Annotated in this window: 15 protein-coding genes; 4 read left to right on the top strand and 11 right to left on the bottom strand. The window is 59.0% G+C overall.

Going from position 1 to position 16,832, the window contains the following annotated elements; all coding sequences use genetic code 11:
* Window positions 1-19 precede the first annotated feature (19 nt).
* The 3 genes from GMO_RS03490 to GMO_RS03480 all read right to left on the bottom strand — a co-directional run bounded on the left by GMO_RS03490 (window position 20) and on the right by GMO_RS03480 (window position 3,727).
* Window positions 20-2,116, bottom strand: coding sequence for a M13 family metallopeptidase (locus GMO_RS03490; protein WP_040507412.1), 2,097 nt, complete (start codon window positions 2,114-2,116; stop codon window positions 20-22).
* Between the two features lie 77 nt (window positions 2,117-2,193).
* Window positions 2,194-2,826 (bottom strand): Dabb family protein, encoded by a 633-nt coding sequence (locus GMO_RS03485; RefSeq protein ID WP_008850890.1) that lies wholly within the window; start codon window positions 2,824-2,826, stop codon window positions 2,194-2,196.
* Window positions 2,827-2,905: 79 nt separating this feature from the next.
* Entirely contained in the window at window positions 2,906-3,727 is an 822-nt protein-coding gene (locus GMO_RS03480) for an acyl-ACP desaturase (protein WP_008850889.1), read from the bottom strand.
* A 101-nt stretch (window positions 3,728-3,828) separates the two neighbouring features.
* On the opposite strand from GMO_RS03480, the gene bioB reads away from it, so the two are divergent.
* Together bioB and GMO_RS03470 are read left to right on the top strand one after the other, a co-directional pair.
* Window positions 3,829-4,869, top strand: coding sequence for a biotin synthase BioB (gene bioB, locus GMO_RS03475; RefSeq protein WP_008850888.1), 1,041 nt, complete (start codon window positions 3,829-3,831; stop codon window positions 4,867-4,869).
* Window positions 4,870-5,053: 184 nt separating this feature from the next.
* Window positions 5,054-6,352 (top strand): Hsp70 family protein, encoded by a 1,299-nt coding sequence (locus GMO_RS03470; RefSeq protein ID WP_008850887.1) that lies wholly within the window; start codon window positions 5,054-5,056, stop codon window positions 6,350-6,352.
* Between the two features lie 82 nt (window positions 6,353-6,434).
* Here the strand turns inward: GMO_RS03470 and GMO_RS03465 are convergent, their stop codons facing one another.
* Genes GMO_RS03465 through GMO_RS03445 form a run of 5 tightly spaced genes read right to left on the bottom strand, consistent with a single transcriptional unit; the run spans window position 6,435 to window position 12,195 of the window.
* Window positions 6,435-7,367, bottom strand: coding sequence for a hypothetical protein (locus GMO_RS03465; protein WP_008850886.1), 933 nt, complete (start codon window positions 7,365-7,367; stop codon window positions 6,435-6,437).
* The gene (locus GMO_RS03460) at window positions 7,364-8,320 is read right to left on the bottom strand and encodes an MlaD family protein (RefSeq protein ID WP_008850885.1); all 957 of its coding nucleotides are present in this window, start codon (window positions 8,318-8,320) and stop codon (window positions 7,364-7,366) included. The genes GMO_RS03465 and GMO_RS03460 overlap by 4 nt, the downstream gene beginning before the upstream one ends.
* Complete coding sequence (locus GMO_RS03455) at window positions 8,320-9,039, bottom strand: ATP-binding cassette domain-containing protein (RefSeq protein WP_008850884.1); 720 nt, start codon at window positions 9,037-9,039, stop codon at window positions 8,320-8,322. Before GMO_RS03455 ends, GMO_RS03460 begins: the two co-directional genes overlap by 1 nt.
* A gap of 1 nt (window position 9,040) precedes the next feature.
* Entirely contained in the window at window positions 9,041-9,853 is an 813-nt protein-coding gene (locus GMO_RS03450; RefSeq protein ID WP_008850883.1) for an MlaE family ABC transporter permease, read from the bottom strand.
* A complete protein-coding gene (locus GMO_RS03445) occupies window positions 9,850-12,195 on the bottom strand; it encodes an adenylate/guanylate cyclase domain-containing protein (RefSeq protein ID WP_008850882.1) in 2,346 nt (781 codons plus the stop codon). The genes GMO_RS03450 and GMO_RS03445 overlap by 4 nt, the downstream gene beginning before the upstream one ends.
* 488 nt (window positions 12,196-12,683) lie before the next feature.
* Between GMO_RS03445 and ygfZ the strand changes: the two genes are divergently transcribed.
* Both ygfZ and hisI read left to right on the top strand, forming a co-directional pair.
* On the top strand, window positions 12,684-13,496 hold the full coding sequence (gene ygfZ, locus GMO_RS03435; RefSeq protein ID WP_008850880.1) for a CAF17-like 4Fe-4S cluster assembly/insertion protein YgfZ: 813 nt from the start codon (window positions 12,684-12,686) through the stop codon (window positions 13,494-13,496).
* Window positions 13,493-13,903: a phosphoribosyl-AMP cyclohydrolase gene (hisI, locus tag GMO_RS03430; RefSeq protein ID WP_040507753.1), complete on the top strand. Its 411-nt coding sequence runs from the start codon at window positions 13,493-13,495 to the stop codon at window positions 13,901-13,903. The genes ygfZ and hisI overlap by 4 nt, the downstream gene beginning before the upstream one ends.
* On the opposite strand, the gene GMO_RS03425 is transcribed toward hisI, so the two are convergent.
* The 3 genes from GMO_RS03425 to GMO_RS03415 are packed head-to-tail and all read right to left on the bottom strand — an operon-like array spanning window position 13,891 to window position 16,637.
* Window positions 13,891-14,673: a ribonuclease T2 family protein gene (locus GMO_RS03425; RefSeq protein WP_008850878.1), complete on the bottom strand. Its 783-nt coding sequence runs from the start codon at window positions 14,671-14,673 to the stop codon at window positions 13,891-13,893. The genes hisI and GMO_RS03425 overlap by 13 nt on opposite strands.
* A complete protein-coding gene (gene fghA / locus GMO_RS03420; RefSeq protein WP_008850877.1) occupies window positions 14,670-15,518 on the bottom strand; it encodes an S-formylglutathione hydrolase in 849 nt (282 codons plus the stop codon). Before fghA ends, GMO_RS03425 begins: the two co-directional genes overlap by 4 nt.
* A gap of 3 nt (window positions 15,519-15,521) precedes the next feature.
* A complete protein-coding gene (locus GMO_RS03415) occupies window positions 15,522-16,637 on the bottom strand; it encodes an S-(hydroxymethyl)glutathione dehydrogenase/class III alcohol dehydrogenase (RefSeq protein ID WP_040507411.1) in 1,116 nt (371 codons plus the stop codon).
* Between the last annotated feature and the right edge of the window lie 195 nt (window positions 16,638-16,832).

Raw genomic sequence — 16,832 nt, 5'->3', positions numbered from 1 at the left:
TCCCGCTTTGTCACGACCCTTACCAGATCTTTACGCGCTGATCGGGGGCGAGATAGAGGTTCTGACCGGGCTGAACGCCAAATGCGTCATACCAAGCATCGATGTTGTGGGCCGGGACATTGACGCGGGTGATGGCCGGAGCATGTTCATTGGACAGCACCTGCTGACGCAGGGCGTCCGGACGATCCTTCTCACGCCAGACCTGCGCCCAGCCCAGGAAGACCCGCTGGTCCCCCGTCAGACCGTAAACCGTAGTCGGGGCCTTTCCGTGCAGGGAATTGTGATAGGCCTGAAGACCAAGATTCATGCCCCCTAGATCGGCGATATTCTCGCCCATCGTCATCTTGCCATTCACATGAAGTCCCGGCAGGACTTCCTGCGCGTCGTACTGCGCGCCCAGACGATCCGCCAGCTTCTGGAACGCATCGCTTGAAGATTTGGACCACCAGTCATGCAGACGGCCATGTTCGTCATAATGACGTCCCTGATCGTCAAAACCATGGCTCATTTCATGCCCGATGACGCCACCGATGGCACCGTAATTCACGGCCATGTCGCCCTGCGGGTCGAAGAACGGCGGCTGAAGGATGGCTGCCGGGAAGACGATCTCGTTCATTGTCGGATCGTTATAGGCATTCACCGTCTGCGGCGTCATGCCCCATTCATCGCGGTCCACCGGCTTGTCGAGCTTGTCGAGCTCATGCTGCCAGTTGAAAGCTGCCCCACGAACGGCGTTGCCGTACACGTCCCCCTTACGGACCACGAAATGACTGTAATCCCACCATTTCTTCGGATAACCGACCTGGATGGCGAAGTGATCGAGTTTGTTCAGCGCAGCCTTGCGGGTCGGTTCATCCATCCAGCTGTTCTGCGCCAGACGATCGTGGAAGGCGGTCTTCACTTCCTGCACGAGAGACGTGATCCGCGCCTGCGCGGCAGGCGGGAAATAGCGGGCCACATAGACCTTGCCGAGTGCCCATCCCATAGCACTGTTCGTGACACGAACGCCACGTTTCCAGCGGGGGGACTGCTGTGCCACGCCCTGAAGGACATGACCATTGAACTGGAAAGACGCCACGGAGAAGTCATGTGACAGATAGGGTGCAGCGTTGTCAGCCAGATGGAAGGCGAGCCATGCCTGAAGCGTGCTGAAGTCTGCTCCCTTCATGACTTTCGCAATAGCCGCCACCCCGGGGGGTTCACGTACATCCACATTGCGCTCCGCCAGCCCGTCCGCAGGCAGGCCAGCCGCGACAAGGAACGAGGTCCAGTCGAAATCCGGGGCCAGCTTCTGAAGCTGCGAAACAGGCATGGGATTGTAGGTCTTGAGCGGATCGCGCGTCTGATCGCGCGGGATCTCGACCTTCGCAATAGCCGTTTCCAGATCCACTACAGCTTGCGCATTCCGGGCGGCGTCCGGCCATCCCACCAGGGTCAGCAGCTTCTGGATATAGGCTCGGTAAGCCGTTTTCTTGTCCGCCAGTTTCGGGTCCGTGTAATAGCTGATGTCCGGTAAACCGAGACCACCGCTCACACCGATACTCATGCCCTGGTCCAGCATCAGCATATAGCGCGTTGGATCTTTCTGATCCTGTTCGACGCCAATCTGGAATGTGGTGAAGGACAGGGACTTCAGAGAGGAACCGAAAGCCGCCGCAAGGCTTTTCGAATCCCCCACCGTCCGGATGGTTTCAAGGTCAGGTGCAAGCGGCTTCGCACCAAGACGATCCACGGCCTTCTCATCAAGGAAACTGGCGTAATACGTGCCGATCTTGCCCATATCGTCCGAAGGCTGGTCAGACACATGCCCGCGGGCTTCATCCAGAATGGTCCGCTGCCTTTCCAGGGAAAGTTCGTAGAGGATACGGAACGGGCCGTAGCTGCTCATATCCCCCGGAATTTTGAGGTTCTTGAGGTATGTTCCGTTGGCATATTCAAAAAAATTATCACCGGGCTTGACGCTGCGGTTCATCCCGGCTTCGTCGAAGCCCCAACCCGGATCATATCCGGCTGCCTGGGCGCCAGTTCCCATAATTCCTGCCGCCAGCGCCAGAATACTGGCGCTGCGGATCAGAAAATGCCGGGAAAATAATGACTTTGTCACATTATGCCTCATATCATAGCGTTTCTTCCACTATGCGGCATAAGATATTCTTCCGTCAAAAAGACGTTTCGCACACGGTACGCCAGACGTTAGCGACGTGATGTGTGATACTTCTTCCGCCCTGGTTCCTGCGGCGTCGTAACAGCCGCCACGTCATAATCGAACACCACTACCTTTTCGAGGTAAGGCGCAGAAAACTCCTTGAAGGCTTCGTGAGCCGGATCAAAGAACGCCGCATCGGTCACGACTGGCTTGCCAACATAGTAGTTCCGGTCTCCTTCCGAACGGAATGTGACCAGGAACGCCTGCTGAAGACCATTCCCGACCCCTTCGCCACTGTTCTGGAAACCGCTTTCCACGCTAACAACCACAGGCATGCCGTCCATACGCCGGCTGTCCACCGCCAGATGCATGAAACGGGCCGTCACTTCAGCCCGCTGCGCAGGTGTGGAACCCTTGGTGTACCGGAACATGACCATGTGCCGCACTGTCCCGACCTTCCAGTTCGGATCAGTAAAGCGGGCATACCCGACCTGCCGGGCAAGCTGTTGGGCGGAAAGGGTCATGGGGTCCGGTGCGTCGCTCCGGACAGGACCTGAAGTGGCAATCGGCAGGGAATAGGGATCAGCTTTCGCCAAAGGCGCCTGCACGATACCACCTGCACAGAGAAGTGCCGTAACACCATGAACGAGACGGCGGGAGAAACACGGAGGGACAGTCATCTTGATCTCCTGACGCAGGCGTAAAGAACACGCCTTTCATGACATAAGGCCATCCCGCCGTCTTCCTTTTTCAGCTGGCTCAGGCTGCGACCTGCCGCCGGAAACTGCGCCTGCGCCACTGCATGAGGTTATAGACTCCTTTCGCAGCCAGTTTCTGCCAGCGGGAATGGGGCGCAAAGCCGATCGTCTTGAAGATCATGGCCGTGACACGATCGACATGTTTCGGCTGATAGAAACCCAGTGTTTTGGACATGTAGGCCGCAATGCAGCGCTGATGATCGTAGGTCATGCCAACCGGTTCGTTGGTCGTATGGTAAGCCGAGGCCAGTTCGTCATCCTCGCTTTCCGTCACCCGACCGAGCGCGATGCGCGTCCGCGCCCATACACTCAGCTTCTCGCGCTTCAGATAGCGGTGCATGTGATCGTAGAACAGTTTGAAATGCCGGTATTCATCGGCGGCGATCTGCTTGCAGATGGCCTTGAGCAGCGGCTCATCCGTCGCATCCGCCAGCGCGGTATAGAACGACGACGTACCGGTCTCGACCATGCAGCGCGCAATCAGTTCCCCCGTGCGCGAACCGCGGATAGAGGCATCCACGTCCGCATCAATCTTGTAGGTGTCGCGGTAACGCTGGAACGCTGTTTCATAGTCCCAGGACGGATCGGCCAGCATGGCCCAGCGGCCCAGTGCGTCTCCGTGCTGGACCTCCTCGACCGCCCAGTTCTCGGCAGCCTGGCTGAAATCAGGATCCCCGACGAAGACACGGCGCAGATATTCCGCATAGTCGAGGCCGTTCTTTTCCACTACGGACGCCGCCTTGACCAACGGGATGATCTCGGGGTCCACGCGGGCGGGATCAAAGGAATCCCAGTCCATCTGCTCGATACGCCAGTGTTTCATCGGTTGCCTCGTCGATTTTTCCGTCTCCGGGTCGTGACGATCAGATGACACGGACACGCAGTTTTGGGTAGGTGTGAGATAGAAACGTTGGAGATTGCCCCGTGACGGCCCAGACCATGACCAAGCCCGATGTCCGCCACGACTGGACACGCGATGAGGTGGAAGCCCTTATCAACCTTCCCTTCCCGGACCTCATGTTCCGTGCGCAGGAGATGCACCGGCGCTATTTTGACCCCACAAAAGTGCAGATTTCCACGCTCCTGTCGATCAAGACAGGCGGCTGTCCGGAAGACTGCGCCTATTGCCCGCAAAGCGCCCTGCACGAAAAAAGCGTCAAGGCCGAACGCCTGATGGCGGTCGAAGCCGTCATGAAGGAAGCCCGGGCCGCCAAGGCAGCCGGCGCGGGCCGATTCTGCATGGGAGCAGCCTGGCGTTCTCCCAAGGAGCATGACCTTGACGCGGTCTGTGACATGATCGAAGGCGTGAAGTCGCTCGGGCTGGAAACCTGCGTGACCCTCGGCATGCTGAATACCGACCAGACACAGCGCCTCAAGGCCGCGGGCCTGGATTACTACAACCACAACCTCGACACGTCCGAAGAGTTCTACAACACCATTATCTCAACCCGCACCTATCAGGAGCGCCTCGATACGCTGGCCAATGTACGGGATGCCGGGATCAATGTCTGCTGCGGCGGTATCGTCGGCATGGGCGAAGACCTGTCAGACCGCGCAGGCCTGCTCATGACGCTGGCCAATCTTCCCAGGCATCCTGAAAGCGTGCCGATCAATCTTCTCGTCCGTGTGGAAGGCACTCCTCTGGGTGAGGCGGAAGCCGTGGATCCGATCACCTTCGTCCGCATGATTGCCACCGCCCGCATCATGATGCCGGAAAGTCATGTGCGTCTCGCAGCCGGCCGTGAAAACATGACGGATGAAGCCCATGCCCTGTGCTTCCTAGCCGGAGCCAACTCCATTTTCTGCGGCGAAAAGCTCCTGACCACGCCCAACCCCGCCGAGCACCGGGACCGCCAGCTTCTGAAGCACCTCGGCATGACGCCAATGGTTCAGTCCGAAACTGAAATGGGAACCCTCCGCCCGAGCGTTCCGGAAGACAGGGCCTGCGAAGTCGCGCTATCCTAAGGTCATCCCTGCGGCAGAGAGTGAACCTCACGGTCGCTCCCTCTGCCGGTTACCCCGGCGCATGAATAATACCAAACACCCTTTTCCTGCGCCGGGATGGCGGAAAACCATATTCTCTCTTGGCCGTCCTGCCGTTCTTCCCTAAACCCACGCCCTTTGCGCTTTTGGGACAGGAACGGGACAGATGACGACGCAGCCATCCACAGCAAAGATTCGCGTCGGCATTGATTTCGGCACCACCAACAGCGTCATCGTCATCTCGGACGAAAACGGCCAGACACACCCTGCTCTGTTCAGCTTCGTGGACAGTGCCGCAAGCGAAACCTGCCGCACCCTGCTTTGTCTGTGGCAGGAGCAGGCTGGAAGCCGACGCATCCTGCAGGACGCAATCGGCGTTGATGCGATCGAAACCTATCTGGATGATCCGGCCGAAAACCGTCTGATTATGTCCATGAAGACCTATCTCGCTCAGGGTTCTTTCCGCGAGACACGCGTTTTCAATACCACCATGACACTTCAGGCCATGATTGCACGTTTCCTGCGCGCGCTGATGGAAAAGGCAGAACTTGCGCCGGAACAGGTCAGCGTCACGATCGGTCGTCCGGTCCGATTCGCCGGCGAACTGGCCGATGACGCACTGGGCGTGCTGCGCCTGAAAGAGAGCTTTCTGGAAGCCGGCTTTACCGAACCCCGCGTCGTTCTGGAGCCAGAGGGGGCCGGCTGGCGTTTCATGCAGCGACTCGATCGTCCGGCTACTGTTCTGGTTGGCGATTTCGGAGGCGGCACGAGCGATTTCTCCATCATGCGCTTTGATCCGGAAGGTTCGCCCCGCACGCTTACACTGGGACATTCCGGCGTTGGCATCGCAGGAGACCAGTTCGATTACCGAATCATCGAAAACGTAGTGGCGCCCGCGCTCGGGAAAGGAACGACCTATCGCGTCATGGGCGGCCAGCCCCTGCCTGTTCCCGCGGAATGGTATGCTTCCCTCGGGCGGTGGCATCGCCTCTCACTGATGCGCACGCCCCAGACCCTGCGCAGCATTGCCGATGTAGCGAAAACAGCCTCCGATCCGCAGAAGCTCCGGAATCTCCTGAGGCTGATCGAAGATCAGGAGAGCCAGAACCTGTATCGCACCATAGGACGCGCCAAAACCGAACTTTCCCGTCAGGAGCAGACCGTCCTGCGCTTCACGCACCGCGATCTGCATATAAAAGAGACCATAACCCGCACGGCATTCGAAAGCTGGATCGCCCCGGATCTGTCGCGGCTGGATACAGCCATTGGCTGGGCGATGGAAGATGCTGAAACCGGACCGGAAAAAATTGACCGTGTCTTCCTGACCGGAGGCACATCTTTTGTTCCGGCCGTAAGGCAGCTGTTTATCAATCGGTTCGGTCCGGAGAAGATTGATACCGGCTCAGAATTCGTTTCCGTGGCGGAGGGACTGGCGCTGATCGAACAGGCGCATTGCTCCGGATAGACGCAAGCACACCCGGGAGCACCAGCCATAAAAGCTCCCCGGATACCGGGTATTCACTCTCGTCAGCGCCTGCACTTTCTGGTCACTGGGTGCCTCCGGTGTCTCCGACCTGCCCTGCCGATACGCTGTTGATTCGGATCGGACTGCCAGGATTACGCAGACTGACGGACACGTTGACACGGTCGTCGTGGCCTGTGGTGTCCGGGGCGTCACTGACCTCACCCCGCACGCTTCTCTGCTGATCGGACTGTCTGAGGCTGTCATCTTCCTGCTGACGCAGACGAGCGGCCTGCTGGCTCTGCCCGGCAGCATCAGCTGACTGAGCGGCCAGAAGAAGCGCACGACGCATTCCACGATAATCCAGCCTGTCACGGCGGCGATCCACCACCGTTTCGGCCAGACCCAACGCTTCCACAGGATGGCCACGGAGCAGGTCCAGCCGGGCCAGCAGTTCGTCCCGGTCTGTCCGAGCACCTTTTTCAGGAGACAGCCCCAGTTGCGTGACAGCCTGCGACAGGACATCCCCCTGCCGCAGGTCCGAGGCACAGAGCCCCGTCAGGTAAAGGGCGCGTTCCCGGATGCCCGTATCCGCCGACTGCACTTCCCCCTGTACCTTCTGCTGGGCACCCGAAATATCCCCGAGACGATACAGCGCCGCCGCCTCGACAACCCTCAGATCCCCCAGATCCGCTCGATGCCGCGCCATCATGGCGGATTCCACCTTGCCCAGAATGATCAGGGCACGCCTGGGCTGATTTTCGTTAAGCAGGACCGTCGCCAGATTGAAGCCGGCTTCATGGATCTGGTCCACGTCATCACGCAGAAGCGCGCGGTCATAGGCAGACCGGTATTGTGCTTCCGCCTGCGTGATCTGACCGCTGTCATAAACGCTGCGCGCCGTATCCATGGCGTCATCATAGGACTGATCCGGCTTCGGTCCATGGCTGCCCCCGGCGGAGGAACATCCAGCCAGCAGCAGACCAGAAGCACAGCAGGCCAGAAGGATGCGCATCATGGCCGCACCGCCTGCGCCGGAAGACGGCGTGTCTTTGGTTCTGTCTTGCCATTGCCGCCCAGCAGCCACAGTCCGCGAAGCTGGTCGGTCAGTTTGCGCAAACTGTTGGCGCTCGCCTGCGCCTGCGTGATGAGGGCCGGCAGGGCCGCGGTGGCCTCGTCCGTGTGGTTGACCGTCTCACGGACCTGCGGCATTGCCTTGCGAAGCGTATCCGTGGCGGAGCGGACATTTTTCATGCTGCCATCCGCCTTGACCATGACACTTCCCGCCTGTTTCTCGATCGGTTTCAGCCCTGCGATAACCTGATCCAGATGCTGGAGCGCCGCATTGGCTTCGTTCAGCACGTCATCCTTTGTCAGCAACCCTCCGACCGTGCCTTTACCCTTCCGCATGTCCGTAACCATGTCGTTGACCTGCGCCGTGATTTTCTGAACGTTCTGCATGGCAGGAACGAGCTGGTTGCGCAGATCCGTGACGGTCTTGGTGATGACATCTGCAGGATTGGGCTCGACCGTGGCCTTCATGACGGCATATTTCCAGTCCAAGGGCTGCCCCTTACCGCGATCCAGCTCGATATAGGTCGCCCCGGCCACGATCAGACGATGCCGGATGATGGCCGTACTGTCCTGCCGGATGAAGGGCACGAACTGCGGATCGATATACCCTTCTGCATACATCCGACCGCTGTCATTAAGCTTCAGATGGCGGATTTCACCGGCATGCACGCCCATCACCTCGATGTCATCGCCAATACCCAGACCGGCCACACCGCTTTCAGGCAGCACGAAATGGATCTTTTTCTCTGGTGTGAGCCACTGTTTCAGGAAGCCGGCCTCGATCACTGCCACTGAGAACAGGACGACGGCACCGAGAACCAGGAGCCCGACCCATTCATCCGCATAGCGGTTCTGGAAAAGCGGTTGCGCGGAATCGGTCTGGCGCACACGAAACATCACGAACCCCTCATTGAAAACAGACCATCATCATACAGTCGCAGGCGTATTGTCGCATCAGACGCATAATCGCCCCATCCGCTCTCATCAGGCGCAAACCAGACAACCGCGCACCCCCGGTCCCGCGCATCCGTCAGGGTGGAGAGAAAAGCTTCCATCATGATATCAGACGCGCCTTCCATGGGGTGTTCCAGCAGAAGAAGCGACGGTTCACCCAGAAACGCCCTCGCACAGGCCGCGCGCTGCCGGTCCGCCGCGGACAGTCGCCCCGGCGGAACTACTGGCAGGCCCGGCAAACCGAAACGCGTGGCAAGATGCCCCGCCTGCGTCACGAGCCTGTCCATTGGCGTGCGGGTATGATGAAGCTGGGGCCAGAGAATGTTGATGTGTGTCCCGTAAAGGTCGATCCACCCGCCACCGATCACAATTCGCCCACAGCGACCACGCAGGGCCCAGCTCCGGCGCTCATTCAGGTCACTCCAGTCCAGCCCCATGCAGCGGATATGTCCGTCCGACAGTGGGACAAGACCAAGGCACATATCGGCGAACAGACTGGCCTGCGTCATGTCGCGACACTCAATCAGAGCACATTCCCCCGCATCGAGATGCAAGTTGTATTTCGCGGAAACGAGCCCGCTTTCATCGAAGCGCGGAACAGCGTCCAGCAGTTCGAGAACCGGATTGAGGGCGTTGGAGAGCATGTCCCGTTCATCAGCCATGTCAGTCAAAACTCACGCTGAAAATGACGTTGATGACCATGATGGTCAGCATCCCGCGTGCAAAGCCACGAGGCATGAGAGAAGAAAGGTCATCCTCCGTCGTGACATCCATGCCTGACAGACAGGAACAGACACCGACCGCAAACCCGCTACATGTGAACTTGGCAGGGATAACGAAATAATCGATTGGATGCATGCTGCTGATAACTTGGTCCAAAAAGGCCCAGATCGGCATAGTAACGACATCCTCGACCCGGCAGACGGCAAATCCGACCAGAAGCGCCGCCATGCTGAAAATGATGCCGAGCGTAAAGCCACTGATCGTCATGGCCAGTGTGCGAGGCACAAGGAAAGTCAGAAACGGATCGATGCCCATGCCGGTCAGCGCACGCATCTGCCCCCCGACCGTCAGGGTACCCAGCTCCGTCAGCATGAGCATTCCTGACCGCCCCAGCAGAATGACTCCGACCAGGACCGGAGCGATTTCCCGGACGAGAACAGTAGACAGGATCGACCCCGTCATCTGGGCCAAACCGGCAAAACCGAGCCAGTACACCGCCTGCGCCACAATACCGAACCCCGTCAGGGCTCCAGTCACCAGCACGCTGATCAGGCCTCCGCCCGTTGCCTGATGCAGACTCTGCCAGAATTCGATGCGCACCGTCCGCCGCCAGGTTGTCGGGCTGCATGCCTCCCGGAGCACGCCCCACGAACCACCGATCACCATAAGGGTGAAGCGCATCTGCGTCCGGGTGAAATAACCCAGACGGATCAGAAAGCGGCGCAGGAGAATGATGCGGTTCGGCACTTTCATCGACGGCCGGCCAGAACGAAGCTGCGGGTCGTGCCACTGCTGGGAAGATAGAACATGCCCCGTGGACGGAAGAGGAAATGCTCCCGCAGCAGGGCATAGGCATGTTCGGAAACCTGGATGGTTCCGGCATCCGGAGCACTGGCCGTCAGCAGTTCAGCCACATTGATAGCCTCACCCCAGACATTGAAGATGGCCGGATTGGTGCCCAGCATGCTGGCCATGACCGGCCCGACATCCAGTCCGATCCTAAAGACAGGATCAATATCCGCAGCAGCTAGCGTGGAAAGGCAGACCTCCCGGATGGACACGGCTGCATCGGCAAGACGAAGCGCGGCCTCCGTGTCCGGCGTCTGGCTGATTCCACCCACCAGAACAACTCGGTTGCTCACGACCTGCACGGAGAAGAGATTTTTCTCGTCAGCGATGCGCTGGATATCCTGGCTGAGGGTAGAAACCACCTTCATCGCCCGGACAATGCTGTCACGGTTGCTGCCATACGGATCATCAAAAGAGATGACCATCACCGGAACCTGCGGATAGACCCCGGCCGGTAATACCCCGTCAGGGTGCCCCGCTTCCCCCTGCGTTTTCTGTTCTTCTCCTGGCTCCAGCAGAAAACCTTCGTCGAAACGGGTTTTCTGGCTGCTCTGGGTCAGGCTGAAAGTCTTGCCCTGTCCATCGCCCATCTCGTCATAGGCATAGGAGAAGCGCAGCGCTACGATGGAAGCAACAAAAGCAACGATATGCTCCATCGTCTCCACAACCGTCGGGTTTTCGAGCACGATGGCCCCGACGACCTGATGACCATACACCACCGGCTGAAGAAACAGTCTGTCGGCTCCGACAGTCCGCATGACGGTCCGCTGGAAGGTCTGGACGCGGTCATCCTGGGACGCATTGGCAATCGAGAGGACATGCCCCTCCGTCACGGCGTCGAACAGTTTTCCGTTTTCGCTGCGACTGATCTCCATGCCCGTGCTGTGCACGTCACGGGCCGCATCGAAAGCGTCCTCACAGATCAGCCGGTCACCTTCGGACAGAAGACGCCAGAGACTGGCCCTCCGCGAACCCGTCCGTACGGCCAGTGCCTCTGTCAGGACCGGCGCGTCATGAGTAGGATCAAACAGGTCCGGCGTGCTGGCGATTGCCTGAACCGTGACATTTTCTTCCCGGACCTGCGCGCGATCGCGGTTCATCCGCTTGCGCAGGCGTTCCACATGCCGCCCCTGCGCGATCAGTGCAATTGCCAGAACGGATGCCAGACCGATCACGAGAAGGGAAAAGCCGATATTCTGTCGTCTGACCGTTACGGCAAAATCCGCGAAATCGTCTTCCGGCGCGTTCAGCAGCAGAACCCATCGCCGATGTACGAACGGCAGCACGGACGCAATCGTCACATAATTCCGGCCGCCCTCCCTGACGAGCCCAGTCTGTGGTCCCTTGACGAGGAACATGTTCAGGGCACGGGTGAAAACCGGCTGCGTTTTCGGGTCCAGTTGGATTGTCGACGGGTCGAAGTTTGTATCGCCCGCACTGGTCCGCAGATTATGGCCGGCAATGACATGACCGTGCAGATCCACGATCACGGCCTGCCCGCTCCGCCCTACCTGAAGATGATTGAGAAAATCCGTCATCTGGTTGAGGGAGATATTGATGGCAAAGACGGTCGTATGCCCGTCCTGTCCCGGAAAGGCGATGGAAGCCGTCAGGATGAACTGATGTGTGGAAATATAGGGATAGGGGTCGGTCCAGTGCAGTTCCCGCCCTGTGTCATGTTCACGCTTGATGGCTTTTTTGAACCAGTCACGCGTCCGCACATCATAACCCGAAGCCGGATCCATCCCCGTCCCGGTGAATTTACCGTTCGAATCAACGTAGTTGTGCCGATAAATCTGCTTGCCGTTTTCTGTGGTGAAATGCGTCTCCTCAAACCCGCCTTGTCCGTGACGGGTCACCATCCAGAACTGCCCCTGGTCATTGGCGATATAGAAACTGTCCACCTGGGCCATATGCGTCAGAACAGAGCGGCCATAGAGCATGAACGTGTTGGGTGTCTGGTCCGTCAGGGGACCACGAAGCATGTCCTCCGCAATAAGGGCACCGTTGGATGCCGGGACGAGATAGTCCCTGACCTCCTGTGTAACGTACCGCTGCTGGCTGCGGAGCAGGTCATTGGACAGGGCAATCGCGCCCTTGCGGGTCGTCTGGTAATTATGAAGGCTGAGGATCGTGATCGTGGCAATGACCAGAAGAACGCCAATGATCGGGCCGAGGATCTGGAAGATCCGTCGTCGGCTGCTGGCCGGGCTCTGGTTCGGATCAACGATCTCGTCAGCGGACAATGTTTTTCACTCCGACAGTCGGCGGTACGGTTGCGGACGCATGACTGACCGCAAATGCAATATCCTCCGAGTAATGACGGACCGCAACCCGCTCTCTTCCAACGAGATGCTCCGATAACCGAAAAGGAATTTTTGCCTTTTCATGGTCTTCTTGGAACAACCCGGCATGAAAAAACCAGGATCTGCGACTTTCCCCTGACCAGACAACATAAATCCGCCTGATCAGCGGCCCGGCACAGAAAAAGCTGTCTTTTTGCCATCCTGTCACAAAGACAGATCAGCACTTCTGTGATGCTGAAACAATTTTTACAATAACAAAGAAAAATATCCATCATTTTCAGAGGCATGGTCCTGTTTCGTGTATAGTGCGGAAAATCATGCTGAATTTCCACGCGCGCAGGCTTCGTCCTTCGCGCTGAACAACAGGCTTTTCATTTCACCCCGGGCGGTTCGGCTCGATACCGCTGGAACACAGGTCTTTATCCCTGATGATCGAGTCATTGACCCATCGATCCGTCCTTCGCTTTTCAGGAAAGGACAGAACCACCTTCCTGCAAGGGCTTGTCACCAATGATCTCCTGTCCCTGACCGCCGGGCAGGCCGTCTGGAGCGCATTGCTGACCCCGCAGGGGCGCTGGCTAAGCGAATTTTTCCTGATGGAGCAGGACGGCAGTCTTTTCATGGACTGCGCAGCCGCACATGCGGAGATGCTGACGAAACGTCTCTCCCGCTTCCGCCTCCGGGCGGATGTCCAGATCGAACCTGCGGCCTTGCACGTCATTGCCGGAGATCACGCAACGCCGGCTCCGGAAACAGCGTTCTGCCATGCTCCCGACCCCCGATGCGACGGTGCCGGCTGGCGCGCGCTCGTGGGGGCACTTCCCGACCCCATACAGGACGCCAGTCACTATCTGATCCGGCGTCTGCCGCTTGGCCTGCCTGACGTCATGGATTTCGAACCTGAACAGACGCTGGCCCTTGAAGGAGACATGGACCTCCTGCATGGCATTTCATGGAAAAAGGGCTGCTACATGGGACAGGAACTGACGGCCCGGACCCATTATCGCGGACTGGTCCGACGGCGCCTGCTGCCAGTTTCCCTCCAGGGCGCCCCATTCCCGGCGGAAGGCGGTACGATCCTGATGGGGGGCCGGGAGATAGGGGATCTGCGATCCCGCTCCGGACACCGCGGGCTGACCATGCTCCGACGCGAAGCCTGGCAGGCTTCTGACCTGACATGCAATGGCCAGCCGGTTACAATAGACTGGCCACAATGGTTCCCTTCGGAGATGCGTTCGTGACTTACCTTCCCCCGTCCTCCGGTGTTGTGGATGACATCATCAGCCAGGTGAAATTTGATTCAGACGGACTGATTTCGGCCATCGCGCAGGATACGGACGGAACAGTCCTGATGCTGGCCTGGATGAATGCGGACTCCCTGAAGGAAACCCTGACGACGGGCCGTGTGTGTTACTGGTCCCGCAGCCGGCAGAAACTGTGGCGTAAGGGCGAAACCTCGGGCCAGCAGCAGAAACTGCTCGCAGCACGCCTCGACTGCGACATGGACGCCGTTCTCCTGACTGTCCGACAGACGGGCGTGGCCTGCCATACCGGACGCCGGAGCTGCTTCTATCATGGCGTTACGCCGGACGGACTGCGAGACACCTCACGGCCCGAAATCAGCCCCGAAGACCTTTACGGCCGCTGAACCGCCTGTGTTCCCACAACAGCCTGCAAGGGCCAGCCCGGAACAAGGAAACTGGCCGGACAGCCGTTCTGGTCATCCGGAGACGGCAGATAGGACGTCCCGGCAGGAAAGCTGTTCAGTCTGGCAGGATCCAGTGTGAACCAGAGCTGCGTCAGGACAGGCTGTTTCGTGGCCGCATCCGGCTCACAGCGAAGCTGAAGCGCACGGGGCTGTGTGGCGCCAGTCATCTGCGCGAACGTGCTCAGGATATCTTCCCTCCGCACCTGAAAACCGGCCTGCTGCGCCAGCCAGAGACCGAACCCGGACGCAGCCAGCCTGCTCCGCAACTGCATGGACGTGACGAAGAACCGGTCAGCCGGATAGCCGAAGCAGCGCGCATGCTTGGTATATTCATGCACATGCAACGGGGATTTCAGATGTGGCATGACGGCCGCTATTCCGGCTTGCGTGACAGATTGCAGAACGGGAGGCTGGTCATCGTGATCATAAAGGTCACAGCCCTGACGCCACCAGGTCTGCACCGGAATATTTTTCGCTTCCAGTGCATGCGGTTCCGACGCCCACAGGCCATGAAGCCCGATGGAGAGGTTGTGCGGCTGATCCGGCAGACAGCCCGATCCCGTGGCGCAGAATCCAGGCTGCCATGTCAGGGCGAGCGTATCATGTGCGAAATCCGTATGGGCCGTGGGCGTCAGAGTTGGCCCACGTGGCGAAGGCCCCGCACAACCTGCAAGAACCCCGCACAGCCCTAGAAGGGCCAGCCGCATCATGCGGAGAGTCCTTTCGCATGATGTGCCATGTGGTCGGCAATGAAGCTCTGCACGAACCAATAGGAATGGTCATAGGCAGCATGCCGGCGGAGGTCGAGCGCCTGTCCTACCTCTTTCGCCGCCTCTTCCAGCGCATCCGGCCTCAGATCCGCCAGATACTGATCCATCAGCCCCTGATCCACCAGAATGGTAGATGGATGGCAGTGACCTGAACGGAGGAGCAAAGTCGGATCGCAGATCTGCCATTTGGCCGGATCACCGCCGAAATACGCATCAAAAGCCTTCTGTCCCCACGGCACCGCGCTTGGGTTGCCAATAGGCGCGAAAGCAGACACTGTTTTCCAGCGTTCGGGATAACGCAGCGCCTGAACGAGCGCGCCCATACCACCCATGGAATGCCCCATGATGCCGCGGCGCGTACCGTCCAGCGGGAAGAGCTGTTCTGTCAGAGCCGGGAGTTCCTCCCCGACATAACGACCCATCTGATAGTGATGAGCCCAGGGTTCGGCTGTAGCATCGATGTAGAAACCGGCTCCCGTGCCGAGATCGTAGTCGTCATTCTCGCCTTTCGTTCCGGTGTCCCGCGGGGACGTGTCCGGCGCGACGAGAGCAATGCCATATTGTGCCGCGAAACGAAGGGCATTGGCCTTGATCAGGAAAGTTTCCTGCGTGGCCGTCAGCCCGGCAAGCAGGTGAATGACCGGAACGGTCTTCCCCTCCAGCGCCTGCTTCGGAAGAAACAGGCCGAACGTCGCCGGAACACCAAGAGACTGTGAATTGTGACGCAGAAAGCGGAGTTCACCATCAAAACAGGCATATCTGCCAACAATACCGGGTTCCGTCATACCTCAGTACTCCACCACGGTACGGATGCTGGTGCCCTTACCCATCATGTCGAAACCGCGGTTGATTTCCGACAGAGGGATCGTGTCCGTGATGAGGTGATCGATATCGATCCGCCCTTCCATGTACCAGTCTACGATTTTCGGCACATCCGTACGCCCACGCGCACCACCGAACGCTGACCCGATCCAGCGGCGACCGGTCACCAGCTGGAAAGGACGCGTGCTGATTTCCTGCCCCGCTCCGGCTACCCCGATTACACAGGACACACCCCAGCCACGGTGGGCACTCTCCAGTGCCTGCCGCATGAGTTTTACGTTCCCGACGCATTCGAATGTATAATCCGCACCACCGCCGGTCATCTCGATCAGATGGCCGACGAGATCACCGTCAGGGCCCAGATCAGCCGGGTTGACGAAATCCGTCATGCCGAACCTGCGCGCGATATCGGCCCGCTCAGGGTTGAGATCGATGCCGATGATGCGGTTGGCCCCCACCATCTTCGCCCCCTGGATGACATTGAGGCCAATTCCGCCAAGACCGAAAACCGCAACCGTGGAACCCGGTTCGACCTTCGCCGTGAACAGGACAGCACCAATGCCGGTCGTCACGCCACAGCCGATATAGCAGACCTTGTCGAACGGGGCGTCGGGCCGGATTTTGGCTAGGGCAATCTCCGGCAGGATGGTGAAATTCGCGAAGGTGGAGCAGCCCATGTAATGATGGATTGGCTGTCCCTTGCAGGAAAAGCGCGATGTTCCGTCCGGCATCACGCCCCGGCCCTGCGTGGACCGGATGGACGTGCAGAGATTGGTCTTGCGCGACAGGCAGGACGGACACTCCCTACATTCGGGCGTGTAGAGCGGAATGACATGATCCCCTGGTTTCAGGTGCTTCACGCCGCGTCCGACCTCCCGGACGATCCCAGCTCCTTCATGGCCCAGGATAGCAGGAAACAGCCCTTCCGGGTCCTGACCGGAGAGGGTGTACTTGTCTGTATGGCACAGGCCGGTAGCCATGATTTCCACCAGCACTTCCCCTTCATGCGGGGCTTCAAGCTGGACAGTGTCAATCTCGAGAGGACGACCTGCCTCGAACGCAATTGCTGCGGTTACATCCATGTCAGCGATCTCCGGTAACATTCAGTCCGGTCAGGGTGTCGTATGAAAAGCCGTTTCGGCAAGGGGCCGACGGCATTTTCCTTCCAACGGTGCCGGGGATATCGCGCCTGCGTCCGGACAGTCTTTCAAATACCCGTCAGGGGATAACGAACTGAAATGTTTTGCTGTTGGCCGGGTGTGCCTTTGGTCGATAGT

Source organism: Gluconobacter morbifer G707 (assembly GCF_000234355.1).
Classification (GTDB): domain Bacteria; phylum Pseudomonadota; class Alphaproteobacteria; order Acetobacterales; family Acetobacteraceae; genus Gluconobacter; species Gluconobacter morbifer.
The sequence above is the reverse complement of the archived record's forward strand: the minus strand, read 5'-3'. Positions and strand labels throughout refer to the sequence as shown.